The 12922-nt window shown below is 42.5% G+C and carries 14 protein-coding genes; 4 read left to right on the top strand and 10 right to left on the bottom strand.

Translation table 11 applies throughout. The features are described 5' to 3' along the window. Window positions 1–74 precede the first annotated feature (74 nt). The gene (locus OCV29_RS17505) at window positions 75–962 is read left to right on the top strand and encodes an acyltransferase (RefSeq protein ID WP_073606082.1); all 888 of its coding nucleotides are present in this window, start codon (window positions 75–77) and stop codon (window positions 960–962) included. Window positions 963–1091: 129 nt separating this feature from the next. Here the strand turns inward: OCV29_RS17505 and OCV29_RS17500 are convergent, their stop codons facing one another. The 9 genes from OCV29_RS17500 to def form a co-directional block, all read right to left on the bottom strand. Continuing rightward, window positions 1092–1691, bottom strand: a complete 600-nt coding sequence (locus OCV29_RS17500; protein ID WP_073606083.1) for a thiol:disulfide interchange protein DsbA/DsbL — start codon at window positions 1689–1691, stop codon at window positions 1092–1094. A 33-nt stretch (window positions 1692–1724) separates the two neighbouring features. Next, window positions 1725–2705 (bottom strand): serine/threonine protein kinase, encoded by a 981-nt coding sequence (locus OCV29_RS17495; protein ID WP_073606084.1) that lies wholly within the window; start codon window positions 2703–2705, stop codon window positions 1725–1727. A gap of 82 nt (window positions 2706–2787) precedes the next feature. Then, window positions 2788–3054, bottom strand: coding sequence for a YihD family protein (locus tag OCV29_RS17490; RefSeq protein ID WP_073606101.1), 267 nt, complete (start codon window positions 3052–3054; stop codon window positions 2788–2790). Between the two features lie 161 nt (window positions 3055–3215). Further along, a complete protein-coding gene (locus OCV29_RS17485) occupies window positions 3216–3389 on the bottom strand; it encodes a hypothetical protein (RefSeq protein WP_175561612.1) in 174 nt (57 codons plus the stop codon). Window positions 3390–3633: 244 nt separating this feature from the next. Continuing rightward, the gene (locus OCV29_RS17480; protein WP_073606085.1) at window positions 3634–5079 is read right to left on the bottom strand and encodes a TrkH family potassium uptake protein; all 1446 of its coding nucleotides are present in this window, start codon (window positions 5077–5079) and stop codon (window positions 3634–3636) included. A 24-nt stretch (window positions 5080–5103) separates the two neighbouring features. Continuing rightward, complete coding sequence (trkA, locus tag OCV29_RS17475; protein ID WP_073606086.1) at window positions 5104–6480, bottom strand: Trk system potassium transporter TrkA; 1377 nt, start codon at window positions 6478–6480, stop codon at window positions 5104–5106. A gap of 42 nt (window positions 6481–6522) precedes the next feature. Then, window positions 6523–7809 carry a 16S rRNA (cytosine(967)-C(5))-methyltransferase RsmB gene (gene rsmB, locus OCV29_RS17470; protein WP_073606087.1) on the bottom strand — a complete coding sequence of 429 codons (1287 nt, stop codon included), beginning with the start codon at window positions 7807–7809 and terminating at the stop codon, window positions 6523–6525. Window positions 7810–7857: 48 nt separating this feature from the next. Next, window positions 7858–8805 carry a methionyl-tRNA formyltransferase gene (fmt, locus tag OCV29_RS17465; protein WP_073606088.1) on the bottom strand — a complete coding sequence of 316 codons (948 nt, stop codon included), beginning with the start codon at window positions 8803–8805 and terminating at the stop codon, window positions 7858–7860. Window positions 8806–8816: 11 nt separating this feature from the next. After that, window positions 8817–9338, bottom strand: coding sequence for a peptide deformylase (def, locus tag OCV29_RS17460; protein WP_073606089.1), 522 nt, complete (start codon window positions 9336–9338; stop codon window positions 8817–8819). Window positions 9339–9557: 219 nt separating this feature from the next. Between def and dprA the strand changes: the two genes are divergently transcribed. The 3 genes from dprA to OCV29_RS17445 are packed head-to-tail and all read left to right on the top strand — an operon-like array spanning window position 9558 to window position 11769. After that, window positions 9558–10697, top strand: a complete 1140-nt coding sequence (dprA, locus tag OCV29_RS17455; protein WP_073606090.1) for a DNA-processing protein DprA — start codon at window positions 9558–9560, stop codon at window positions 10695–10697. 2 nt (window positions 10698–10699) lie between these two features. Continuing rightward, complete coding sequence (locus OCV29_RS17450; RefSeq protein ID WP_073606091.1) at window positions 10700–11176, top strand: DUF494 family protein; 477 nt, start codon at window positions 10700–10702, stop codon at window positions 11174–11176. Between the two features lie 14 nt (window positions 11177–11190). After that, window positions 11191–11769, top strand: a complete 579-nt coding sequence (locus OCV29_RS17445) for a DNA topoisomerase family protein (protein ID WP_073606092.1) — start codon at window positions 11191–11193, stop codon at window positions 11767–11769. A gap of 25 nt (window positions 11770–11794) precedes the next feature. On the opposite strand, the gene OCV29_RS17440 is transcribed toward OCV29_RS17445, so the two are convergent. Continuing rightward, window positions 11795–12922, bottom strand: a complete 1128-nt coding sequence (locus tag OCV29_RS17440; protein WP_073606093.1) for a 5-(carboxyamino)imidazole ribonucleotide synthase — start codon at window positions 12920–12922, stop codon at window positions 11795–11797.

Here is a 12922-nt window from a genome sequence, read left to right as displayed (position 1 = left end):
TTTATATCAAAGATTTTTATTCAGTCTTTGAATTTGTATAATTGTCCTATTTTTATAGCGACAAGCGATAATATATGCTGGCTTATCCACTTTTATTAATCAATCTCTTTTTAGTTCTGCTGAATACTGCTTTTTGCTCAGTTATGATTTGTTTGACCGCGGTGGTTAAACTGGTACTACCGTCAAAAGAATTGAAGCTTTATGCAACAAAACTGGCAAACCTGATGATGTGGCTATGGGCTACTTTAAATTTAAAAATACTTTCTTTGTCAAATCATGTTGAATGGGATATTCAGGGCGGAGAAACATTACATAAGGATGGTTGGTATTTGATGATTAGTAATCATATCAGCTGGGCTGATATTGTCGTCTTATGTAGTGTGTTTAAAGACAAAATACCCATGCCAAAGTTTTTTCTTAAATATCAGCTTCTCTATATTCCTTTCATCGGAATGAGCTGCTGGGCTTTGGATATGCCGTTTATGCGTCGTTATTCCAGAGGGTATCTGATTCGCCATCCGGAAAAAAGAGGGCAGGATCTGGAAACAACCCGCAGATCATGTACGAAATTTAAACATATCCCTACAACAGTTGTTAACTATGTTGAAGGAACGCGTTTTACTCCTGATAAAAAAACAAATCAACCTGAGTATGAGTTTTTGTTGTCGCCGAAATCTGGTGGAATTGCCTATACACTGGCTGCTATGGGAGCGCTCTTCGAAAATATTATTGATGTAACTTTGGCTTATCCTGATAATCTTGAAACGCCTTTTAAAGATATGCTTATGGGGAAGATGAAACGAATTATTGTTCATATAGATATTCTGCCAGTAGATGAACAGGTGCGTGGGGATTACTTTAATGATAAGCCATATAAGCGTCAGTTTCAGAAATGGCTGTCAAATGTCTGGGCACAAAAAGATCAGCGGCTGAAAAAAATTTATCGGAGAGTTGATGAATAGGGCGTGATCTTTCATACAAGAACGGCGATGAAAGATAAACACGCCCTGGTTTTTTCTTATCCGGCAGTGTATTGGAGAAATTGAAAGAGAGATATATCCAGTGTTATCTCTCTATACTTTTTCGCTGCGTTATTTCTTCAAAAGAAAATCAACTAATTTGAAGTAATCTTCATTGTTTTTAATACCTCGTGTAATTACAAGATATTTGTTGTTCACAATCACGGATGGAACTCCTGTCAGCTTGCTTTCCGCGAAACCTTTATCAAAGCGACGAGCCATAGAGTCAACAGCAAAGCTATTAAAGGTGGCATCAAATTTCTTTGCATCTACACCTTGATCGACAAAAATCTGTTTCAGGGCTGCATCATTTTTGGGAGCATTTCTTTCAATATGAATGCGATTAAACATGACGGGTATCATTTTGTCTTCAACACCCAGAGACATCATTGTCGCATAAGCTTTGCTCATTGATGCACCCATATTTCCACCCATGAAAGAAACATGATTCTTTTGAAACTCAGTGCCTTCCGGTAAATGTGATTTTAATTTTTGAATGACAGGTTCAAACTCGAAACAGTGTGGGCAATAAAATGAAAAGTACTCTGTCACCGTCGGGTTTGATGAATGAGGTAAATCAAGAACTTCGTAGTTCACCCCTTCTTTATAGGGATCTGCCTGAACGGACAAACTGATGATTAGGGTTGCGAATATAGCAAGCAGCTTCTTCATTATAAACTCCATTTGTTGAGCGTTATTATTAATTCATGGTATCAGAGATAGTGGTGGCTCTTCTAATGCTGCAATTTGCTCTTTAAATGCAAGCACCTGTGATTCCCAATACTTCGGATCGTTAAACCATGGGAATGCCAGAGGAAATGCAGGATCCTCCCATCTTTTTGCCAGCCATGCCATGTAGTGTACCATTCGTAGACCACGCAGAGGCTCAATTAGTTTCATCTCTGATTGGTTAAAATCACAAAACTCTTGATAGCCTTCAAGAATAATATCCAGTTGAACGAGTCTTTCGTGTCTTTCTCCGTTCAAAAGCATCCAGATATCCTGAACCGCAGGACCATTACGGGCATCATCCAGATCCACAAATACCGGGCCTTCTCTCCATAATATATTTCCTGGGTGACAATCCCCGTGAAGACGAATCGACGAGATGTTTTCTGGCCAGTATTTTTCAATTGAGTTAATCAGCAAATGTAGATCAGAAAAAAAGGCTTTCTGAATGTGTAGCGGAATAAACTGAGTGTTTTCAAGATATTTTACTGGTTGATAAAGATACTCATCCAGAGATATCTCAGGACGGTATTTAAATTGTTTGGTTTTTGCAACCTGATGTATCCTTCCTAAAAAACGGCCAACCCACTCAAGTTGTTCTGCATTATCTACCTCAAATTGTCGTCCACCAATACTCGGAAATAAGGTGAACCAATATCCCTTGTACTGATGTAGGGTTCGTCCATCGATACTGACAGGAGAAACAGCAGGAATTTCTGCATCAGCCAACTCCTGAGTAAATTGGTGTTCTTCCAGTATTTGTTCGCTCGTCCAGCGATTTGGACGATAAAATTTTACGACATAGCGACTATTTTTTTCGTCTGTGAATTGGTAAACCCGGTTTTCGTAGCTATTCAAAGGAAGAAAGCCTGATTCTGCCCGAATACCAATATTTTCTAAAGCGTACCAAATTAAATCAGGGGTAAGAGCATTAAAATGGAAAGTGGCGTTTGACATAAAGTTAATCTGTTTAATTTATATAAGGCACTATCCCGGCTGTTGATGATTGCAGATAGGCATCAGGAGTTAGATATTATTCTTAGCGAATAATACCTCTTGCTTTGAGTATTGCAGTTTTGAAATCATCTTCCTGATCTTTTTTCAGACCGGGAATCATTTCATCTTTACTACTGTTGCGCATTTTCAGGTGGTAGATGAGTACATCATCTGTGAGGGATTCTATCGCTTCATGGTAACCAGCTTCTTCAGCCAGCTTGAGTATAAATTGCATCAGATTCAGTTCAGAATCTTTTTGCCATTCTGGTTCGAGTAGTTCGAGCAGTTCCTCAATGCGGTGACATTTCATACTTTCATCCATTTATCATTATGGTTCATTTGATTACCAAACCTTCACAGGTTCTGGTGATGTGCTACGCATACAAAGTAACAAATTGCGGTGTAAATACCAATAAACAATAGTGATTAAAGCGCAGTACTGTACTGCGCTCATTTGGTTTCAAACTGTGGTCATGCTGCTTGAGTGACATCTTTTCCGGTTGATTCCGGAGCATTTAAAATTTGTTTTTCTGCGGGGGTCATTATCGGCGTATTTTTTTGAGTGACTTTCGCTTTCGCAAAACTACTGCGACGGCGCGAAGCGCTACCGTGATCGTGAGAGTACCTGGCTGGTGCTGCGGGCATTATTGTTACCTGATGGTTTTACATTTCCCTTGTTATTCAACGGCCTGAAGTAACTATTGAGCTTATGTTATCCAAAAACATGATGAATAAGGAAACTCGTTTTGGGCTGGTGCCCATCCAAATAGTTACCCAAGAACTTATGTGCTTATCACAACGTTAGGATAGCATTAACTCTGATAGAAATCGATGATGTTCTGCACAAATTATCATCGATTTTAGAGGAAGAGTCGTTGTTTTGGAGCGTCTAGCTTTTCCAGAATGCCGGAAAAAATAAAACCAAAATAGTTAAGATTTCCAGCCTTCCCATTAACATGCCAAAACTGAGGAGCCATTTGGCTAAATCCGGCAGTGATGAAAAATTCCCGGTTGGACCAATAATGGTTCCCATGCCCGGACCGACATTTGAAACTGCGGTGATCGCGCCTGAAATGCTTGTGGTTGGATCAAGACCCATCCCACTTAATATTCCTGCAATCAGGATAATCGTCATAAAGAAAGTAATCGCAAATGCCACAACTGAACGGATAATGTCATCGTTAACAGGACGTGCATTGTATCTCTGAACAAATACTCCTGAAGGATGAATCAATTTCATCATCTGTTTGTGCAGTAATGTAATAGCAATTTGAAACCGAAAAATTTTGATGCCGCCAGCGGTTGATCCAGAACAGGCGCCAACAACCATCAGGAAAATGAATAGTGTACTGGGCAGGGCTCCCCAGGCCGTAAAGTCATCCAGGCCATAACCTGTTGTTGTAAGTACGGATACAATATTGAACATGGCAACCCGAAACGCATCCAGAACCGGGTACCCATTATGTAAATTCAACCAAAGAGCGACGACAGTACTGGTTACAATAAATAAATAGAAAAAACCTCTTACCTGAGCATCTTTATACAATTCAACGGCTCTTTTTTTCTTTACGGCGATGACAAATAGTAAAAAAGGTAATCCACCCAGGAACATAAACACTGTAGCAACCCAGTGGGCCCCTTTAGAGAAATGATTCATTGACCCATCAGATGTAGAATAACCACCGGTTGATAAAGTTGTAAAAGAATGATTGATCGCTTCAAAAAGCGTCATCCCTGTTAATACGTACCCGAGGCAGCAGAGTAAAGTGAGGACCAGATAAACGGCTACAATATTTTTTGCGACAGTTTTGGCCCGGGGACTGCTTTTATCCGACCAGTCTGATGATTCTGTCTGGAATAGCTTCATTCCCCCGACGTTCAGCATTGGCAGTACCGCAACTGCCATCACAATAAATCCAACCCCTCCAAGCCATTGCAGGATTGATCGCCACAGTAAAATGCTTGGTGCCATATTATCCAGACCACTTAATACCGTTGAGCCGGTCGTTGTAATACCTGACATGGTTTCAAAATAAGCATCAGTGAAACTGATATGGTTTATGAAAACAAAAGGTAATGCAGCAAAAGCACTGGCGACACTCCAAACCAGTGTCGTGATCAGAAACATATCCCTTACGTTTAATTTAAAATTTGCAGTTCTGCCGAGAGTCAGACAAATGAAAGCAACGATATGAGTGATAATGACTGCCTGGCCAAAATCCAGAAAACCGCCCGTCCCGCTAAAAAAGGCAACCAAAGTCGGGACATACATAAATAAAGCTAGTTTAGAGAGAACCAACCCCAATACAAACAGAATGGATTTATAGTTCAACATGACGACATATCACTAAATTAATGACTACAGGAATAAGGGGCTGGGCTGAAACAGAGCCTCAACATCCGCTACATATCTTTTATTAACAAGGAACATAACAACATGATCATCTTGCTCAATAATAGTCCGGTCATGAGCAATTAAAACTTCTTCACCCCGGACTATTGCTCCGATAGTTGTACCTGGAGGAAGTTTTATATCGCCAACAGATCGTCCTACGACTTTCGATGTGACTTCATCTCCGTGTGCAATCGCTTCAATCGCCTCAGCAGCGCCGCGGCGAAGAGAAGACACATTGACAATGTCTGCACGGCGGACATGTGTGAGTAATGCTGATATTGTGGCTTGCTGAGGTGAAATAGCCACGTCAATGACGCTTCCCTGGACCAAATCGGCGTAAGCGCTTCTCTGAATCAGAACCATGGCTTTTTTAGCACCGAGACGCTTTGCTAACATGGCCGACATAATATTCGTCTCATCTTCATTCGTTAAAGCAATAAAGACATCAACCTGATCGATATTTTCTTCTGTCAGCAGCTCCTGATCCGCTGCATCACCGCAAAAAACAATCGTATTTTCCAGTTCCTCAGACAGCAGCTCAGCTCTTTGATGATTTCGCTCGATAAGCTTAACACTATAACTATGCTCAAGACGTTTTGCGAGGCTGGAACCGATGTTTCCCCCCCCAACGATCATGACCCGGCGGTATGGTTTTTCTAATCGCTGGAGTTCGCTCATCACTGAACGAATGTGATTGCTGGCTGCGACAAAAAAAACTTCATCATCGGCCTCAATAATTGTCGTACCCTGAGGTCGTATGGGATGTCCCTGACGGAAAATTGCGGCAACTCGTGCTTCTATATGGGGCATGTGCTCACGCAGGGCTGAAAGTGCATTACCAACAAGCGGTCCGCCATAATATGCTTTTACCGCAACGAGACTGACCTTGTCTTTTGCAAAGTTGACCACTTGCAGAGCGCCAGGATACTGAACAAGTCTTTCTATATAACCTGTGACCAGTTCTTCGGGTGCAATCAGATAATCGACAGGGACGGCTCCGGAATGAAATAAGGTTTCTTTCTCTGCCAGATATTCCGGGGAGCGAATCCGGGCAATGCGGTTGGGCGTATTGAATATAGTGAAGGCAACCTGACAGGCAAGCATGTTTGTTTCATCGGTATTAGTGACGGCAACAAGCATGTCTGCATCTTGTGCACCGGCTTCCTGAAGTACATCAGGATGACTGGCATGACCTGTAACAACGCGTAGATCATATTTATCCTGTAGCTCTCTTAACCGTTCGCTACTTTTATCTACGATTGTGATGTCGTTGTTCTCACCAACTAAGTTCTCAGCCAAAGTTCCACCGACCTGGCCGGCACCAAGAATGATGATTTTCATAACATAATTCTCTTGTTTGCCACTTACAATAGTGTGGTTTTTTTACTTTTTACCATGCTTTCTTAACACAGCGTAGTAAAAACCGTCCATATCTTCTTCACCAGGTAAAATTTGTCGCCCAGGATTCTCTGCCTCTGAATCTACCAGTTGTACATCTGTTGTTCGAGATATAAATGCTTTTATCTGCTCGCTGTTTTCCTGAGGCATAATTGAGCAGGTTGCATAGACCATGGTACCACCTGGCTTCAACTGAGCCCACATTGCATCCAGAATGTCACTCTGGATTGTTGCCAGTGCATCAATATCTTCAAGGCGCCGCAGCCACTTTATATCCGGATGCCTGCGAATGACACCGGTTGCTGAACATGGTGCATCCAGTAAAATCCGATCAAAGGTTTCACCTTGCCACCACTTTTGTGGATAACGTGCATCACCGCAAATGACTTCCGCCTGAATATTTAATCTGTTCAGGTTTTCATAGACGCGTTTTAAGCGTGATTCATCATTATCTACAGAGACAACACGGGCATCTGGCACATGCTCCAGAATATGAGCTGTTTTGCCTCCGGGAGCCGCACAACAATCAAGAATCAATTCTTTTGCTTTGGGATTAAGATAGCGAACAGATAACTGTGCTGCTGCATCCTGTACAGAAACCCAACCTTGTGAAAAGCCCGGCAAAGATGAGACATCACAAGGAGCGGCCAATTTTATGGCGTCTTCCGCTTCGGAATGTAGATGTACATCAATATTTGAGTCTTTCAACAGTTGGATATATTCATCTCTGGAGTGGACAGAACGGTTAACTCTTAACCACATCGGTGCTTTGTTGTTATTGGCTGCAAAAATATCCTGCCAGTGTTCCGGATAGCTTTCTTTGATGACCCGAATGAACCATCCCGGATGACAATACTGTACGGATTCACTTTCAGATAGCCTGCTCTCGAGTTCTTCTTGCCGGCGTTGGTAATTTCTCAGGACAGCATTTATCAGTCCGCGCAGCTTTGGCCCTTTTAAATCAAGCGTAGCATTGACAGTTTCTCCCACAGCGGCATGATCAGGAATCCGCATCATTTTTATCTGATAAATTCCGACTAATAACAGATGATGGAAAACCCGTTGTTTACCTTTCAGTGGTTTGTCCATTAACTGCCTGACAATACCTTCCAATTGTGGCAAATGGCGCAGAACACCAAAGCATATTTCCTGCAATAATGCATGATCCCGTGTCTTTATTCTCTGTTGAAACTCTGGTAACACAGTCGACAAAGAAACACCTTTATCGACGACCTGATAAATTACGGAAGCAGCTGCTGAACGAACATTCATGATTTGACCTGGGTAATTAATTTTCTGAAGAATTTAGATGTGTTCCAACTAAGATAGCTGAGTGCCGACCTCGAACCAGTCCGCTCTGGCGTTCAGAATATCCTGTATGGCCATTGCTTTTTTACCCGGAATCTGGAGTTGTTTCAGAACAAGGGTTCCCTGACCGGTCGCAATATAAATGCCGGTTTTATCGGACCTGATCACTGTGCCTGTGGGGACGTCTTCCTCTGCCGGAGAAACCTGAGCTTCCCAAACTTTTATGTTTTGATCTGCAATACGGAAAAAGCTCATTGGCCACGGATTAAAAGCCCGGATACATCTTTCTATATGAGCAGCATCCTGCGACCAGTCTATTTTTGCTTCATCTTTACTTAGTTTTTTTGCGTAGCAGGCAAGTGCGTCATCTTGTTTGACGGGCTTTGTCTGCTGTGATGCGATTTTATCTAATGTTGCCAGCAAAGCCTTTGGGCCCGATTCAGCAAGTTTTTCATACATAGAAGCACTTGTATCAGCAGGATCAATGGGGGTTGTGACGATGTCCAGCATATCTCCGGTGTCCAGGCCAGTGTCCATTTGCATAATGGTGACACCTGTTTCCTGATCTCCGGCCCAGATGGAACGTTGAATTGGCGCTGCTCCGCGCCACCGGGGGAGAATAGAGCCATGCACATTAATACATCCATATTGTGGAGTATCTAAAACAGCTCTTGGTAATAAAAGCCCGTAAGCAACCACCACCATGATATCTGCCTTTAAATCTTTCAGTACTTGTTTGTCATCATCTGACTTAAAGTTTTCAGGCTGATATACCGGTATTTGATGAGCAACAGCCATCTCTTTTACCGGGCTGGCTGTTAATTTCTTGCCGCGACCTGCGGGGCGATCTGGTTGTGTGTATACACCAATAATTTCATGCTCCGAAGACAATAATGCCGCCAGATGACGGGCGGCAAAATCCGGAGTACCTGCAAAGACTATACGAAGAGATTGAGTCAAGGTAACCTCACTTATGCATGTTTTTTATTTCTGTCGTTGGTTCGCTTGATTTTTTCCAGCTTATCTTTGATTCGCTTACGTTTCAGTGGCGATAGATAATCAACGAATAATTTTCCTGACAGATGATCCAGTTCATGCTGAACGCAAATTGCCAGAAGATCATCTGCTTCAAAGGTGTATTCCTTTCCGTCTCTGTCTAATGCTTTGACAGAAACTTCCGCAGCTCTTGGAACAAGTGCCCTGGAGCCAGGTACAGATAAACAGCCTTCTTCAATGCCATCTTCTCCGCGTTTTTCGGTAATTTCAGGGTTAATCAGAACCCGGGGCTGGTCTCTGGTTTCTGAAACGTCAATCACAACGATACGCAGGTGAATATCAACCTGAGTTGCAGCAAGACCGATACCCTCTTCGGAATACATGGTCTCAAGCATGTCATCGACAATTTTTTGTATTTCCGGTGTGACTTCTTCAACCGGTTTAGCGACTTTACGTAAGCGCTCATCAGGAAACGTTAATACTTGTAATACAGACATATACACTCAAATCGTTGAAATGTGTCGAAAGAAAATAAAGTTGAATGTTCCAATTCTAGACATTTTAAGCGCCAATTGACAGCATGTGATAACAATTTAAAGAAGATATAAACCATTTAGCCGGGGAGTTTGTCATCTTCTTTTTGTACCAATGTTTTTTTAATGGGATACCGGAAGTGTTCTGAGCATGATGTATCTTCATTCCTACAGGAACTCTTAATGAGCTTACATTCTGATTCTGAAGCAGAAAATGAACTTTTATTTTGGATAAAGCTATCAACCATACCTCGTTTGGGGATCAAGGGGTTACAAAAAATACTGCTTCACGATTCTTTATCTTCTCTGAGTCGTTACACTCCCGGAGAATGGCTGCATCTCGGACTGAAACCTGAACAGGTCCAATACTTAACTTCCGGAGCAAATAAAGCGGCTGAGGCTTGTCTGAAATGGCGAAATAGATCAGAAAATCGTTTTATTCTTCCATATTATGCCCCGGATTATCCCGCCTTATTAAAAGAGACGGTCGGAGCACCACCTTTACTCTTTGTGCTGGGAAACACCGAAGTTCTTTCTCTTCCGCAAATCGCGATTGTTGGAAGTCGTGCTGCAAGTCATCCGGGGCGACAGGATGCCTGGCATTTTGCGAATGAATTTGTCAGTCATGGGTTGGTTGTGACCAGTGGTCTGGCGATTGGTATTGATGGGCATGCACACGATGGTGCTTTAAAAGGAGGCGGTCAAACTGTCGCAGTGTTGGGAACCGGACTCGATCATATTTACCCCTCCCGCCACCGGCAGCTGGCGCAGCGGATGATTGAAAGTGGTGGTGCTTTAGTTTCTGAATTTTGTCCTGCTGCACCGCCAAAACCAAAAAACTTTCCCCGCAGAAACAGGATTATTAGTGGAATGTCTGTGGGCGTTGTGGTGATTGAAGCTGCTGAGAAGAGTGGGTCTCTGATTACAGCAAAATATGCAGCAGAGCAAAACAGAGATGTTTTTGTTATTCCCGGGAGTATTCACCAGGCTGGTTACCGGGGAAGTAATCAACTGATACGCAGTGGTGCAAGTTTGGTTCTTAACCCCAGACAAGTGATGGAAGAAGTGGGAACTCTCTCTTCATGGACGATAGATCAGAAAAAAAATCAACAAAGTGAGCTTTTTCCCCCATTTAATGTAGACAAAGAATTGCCATTTGCTGAACTGTTAGCTAACGTAGGAGTAGAAGCTACACCAGTTGATATTCTTGCAACCCGGACCAATATACCTGTTCATGAAGTTATGAGACAACTTTTGGATTTAGAACTTTCCGGACATGTTGTTGCTGTTGCTGGTGGTTATATTCGTAAGGGGAGGGGCTAGCTATGATGATGGATATTCTTATGTATCTGTTTGAAACTTACATCCATAGCGATGCTGAGTTACAAGTAGATCAAGATGAGTTAGAAGATGAGTTGCTACGCGCAGGTTTTCATCAAAAAGAGATCTTTAAAGCCCTTCATTGGTTAGAAGAGTTAGCATCACTTCAACAAAGTGATGTTCATTCCCCATTGTCTGTTAGTGCGACAACAGCAATGCGGATTTTTACAGAGAAAGAGTCCGTTCGGCTTGATGCTGAATGTAGGGGCTTTTTATTATTTCTGGAGCAAATAAAAGTACTGACACCCGAAACCAGAGAGATGGTTATTGATCGTGTTATGGGGCTTGAAACCTCGGCATTTGAGCTGGATGACTTGAAGTGGATTATCTTAATGGTGTTGTTTAATGTGCCCGGAAATGAAAATGCTTATACATTAATGGAAGAGTGGCTCTATACAAACGAGCAAGGCATTTTACATTAAGTAGCAAGTCAGCAATGAGTCGAAATAAAATTAATCAACAGCTTTTTTCTGCCCATGCTCATGCATTAGCAGAAAAAGGCTTATGTCCCCAATGTCAGTCACCTCTGCAGCTTCGTCATGGTAAGCATGGTTCTTTTCTTGGTTGCTCGTCCTATCCGAATTGTGATTTTATTCAACCGCTTCATCAGAATGACGGACACATCGTCAAATCACTTGGGGTAAATTGTTCAGAATGCGGACATGAACTGGTATTGCGTCAGGGACGCTTTGGGATGTTCATTGGATGCAGTCATTACCCGGAGTGTGAGCATACTGAACCATTTGAATCTCATGAACAGAAAGCAGATCAATCAATCTCATGTCCTGAATGTCGTGAAGGTGTTCTGGTGGAAAGAAAATCCAGATTTGGTAAGACTTTTTGGGCATGTGATGGTTATCCAAAGTGTAAATTTGCTGTTAACTCACAGCCTCTTGATGGGGTTTGCAGTCTGTGCGGTTTTCGATTGCTGGTAGAAAAGAAGACGGCAGCAGGTGTCAAAAAAGTATGTGCCAGTAAGAAGTGTGGTCATGAAGAAGGCCATGACGCTTTTTAATGTCATGACCGTTATAACCAGACTCTTATATTTCGATTAACTTGTGAAGCGCAGGAAAAGATTTCTTATCCAGTATTTGGGCAAGAGAACATAAGGTCTTTAAGCGCTTTTCATCATTTTCCGCGCAAACATTGATATGTCCCATTTTTCTGCCAGGACGTTTTTCTTTCCCGTACCAGTGAACATGACATCCATCTGTGTCAAGGATGGCTTCAGGCAAGGTGTTTTCGCCCAGAATATTTATCATACTTGTTGGCCGAAGCAATTTAGTGCAGCCCAGAGGTAAGCCGCAAACTGCGCGTAAGTGGTTTTCAAACTGACATGTTTCGGCGCCTTCTTGCGTCCAGTGGCCAGAATTGTGTACCCGTGGCGCAATTTCATTTACAAGTAAATTTCCACTGACATCAAAAAATTCCAGAGCCAGTACACCGGTATAATTCAGCGCATCAGCGACTGCTTTAAACATCGTATGCGCCTGATTTTGCAGTTCGGGATCATGAAGTGATGTCGACAGGCTGAGAACACCATTTGTATGGATGTTTTCGGATAACGAGTAAATCGCTGTTTTACCCGATTGATCTCTGGCACCTACCAGTGAGACTTCGCGGTCAAAAGGAATAAAAGCTTCAGCAACAACAGCTTGATTTTGAGTTGACTCAAGGCTGGTTTGAATTTCTTGCCAGATAGCATCAGCATCGGCTTTTGTATGTAAACGCCACTGCCCCTTACCATCGTAACCACCTAATGCTGTCTTCAATACCATCGGGATGCCGACGTGCTGTATTGCCTTTTCAAAGTCATCTTTGGTTTCGATAACGTAGTATTTGGCACTTTCTACGCCAGACTCATCTAATATTTTTTTTTCCAAACGACGATCACCACCGGTTTTGATGGCTTGAGCGCCTGGGCGTAACTTGCCGCTTTTTTCACAGTGATAAAGAATATCGTGAGGAATATGCTCAAATTCAGCGGTGATAACATCCGCTTGTGCAATTGCTGTATCGAGCCCCGTTCCCAGTATTTCCTGGGTCAATGGATGAACTATTTGATTAGTGACAACATCAAATGCACTGATCTTAATATTGAGAGGAGCTCCGGCAAGAGACATCATTTGTGCGAGCTGACCTGCACCTAAGACAAGAACGTGATGCAT

Origin of the sequence: Vibrio aerogenes, from assembly GCF_024346755.1 — a bacterium.
Lineage (GTDB): Bacteria > Pseudomonadota > Gammaproteobacteria > Enterobacterales > Vibrionaceae > Vibrio > Vibrio aerogenes.
Note: the sequence above shows the minus strand (reverse complement) of the source record. Positions and strands in the feature narration are given on the sequence as shown.

Coding starts and splice junctions, on each gene's coding strand:
- OCV29_RS17505 (WP_073606082.1), top strand. CDS start 75: ATGCTGGCTTATCCACTTTTATTAATCAATCTCTTTTTAGTTCTGCTG.
- OCV29_RS17500 (WP_073606083.1), bottom strand. CDS start 1,691: ATGAAGAAGCTGCTTGCTATATTCGCAACCCTAATCATCAGTTTGTCC.
- OCV29_RS17495 (WP_073606084.1), bottom strand. CDS start 2,705: ATGTCAAACGCCACTTTCCATTTTAATGCTCTTACCCCTGATTTAATT.
- OCV29_RS17490 (WP_073606101.1), bottom strand. CDS start 3,054: ATGAAATGTCACCGCATTGAGGAACTGCTCGAACTACTCGAACCAGAA.
- OCV29_RS17485 (WP_175561612.1), bottom strand. CDS start 3,389: ATGCCCGCAGCACCAGCCAGGTACTCTCACGATCACGGTAGCGCTTCG.
- OCV29_RS17480 (WP_073606085.1), bottom strand. CDS start 5,079: ATGTTGAACTATAAATCCATTCTGTTTGTATTGGGGTTGGTTCTCTCT.
- trkA (WP_073606086.1), bottom strand. CDS start 6,480: ATGAAAATCATCATTCTTGGTGCCGGCCAGGTCGGTGGAACTTTGGCT.
- rsmB (WP_073606087.1), bottom strand. CDS start 7,809: ATGAATGTTCGTTCAGCAGCTGCTTCCGTAATTTATCAGGTCGTCGAT.
- def (WP_073606089.1), bottom strand. CDS start 9,338: ATGTCTGTATTACAAGTATTAACGTTTCCTGATGAGCGCTTACGTAAA.
- dprA (WP_073606090.1), top strand. CDS start 9,558: ATGAGCTTACATTCTGATTCTGAAGCAGAAAATGAACTTTTATTTTGG.
- OCV29_RS17450 (WP_073606091.1), top strand. CDS start 10,700: ATGATGATGGATATTCTTATGTATCTGTTTGAAACTTACATCCATAGC.
- OCV29_RS17445 (WP_073606092.1), top strand. CDS start 11,191: ATGAGTCGAAATAAAATTAATCAACAGCTTTTTTCTGCCCATGCTCAT.
- OCV29_RS17440 (WP_073606093.1), bottom strand. CDS start 12,922: ATGCATCACGTTCTTGTCTTAGGTGCAGGTCAGCTCGCACAAATGATG.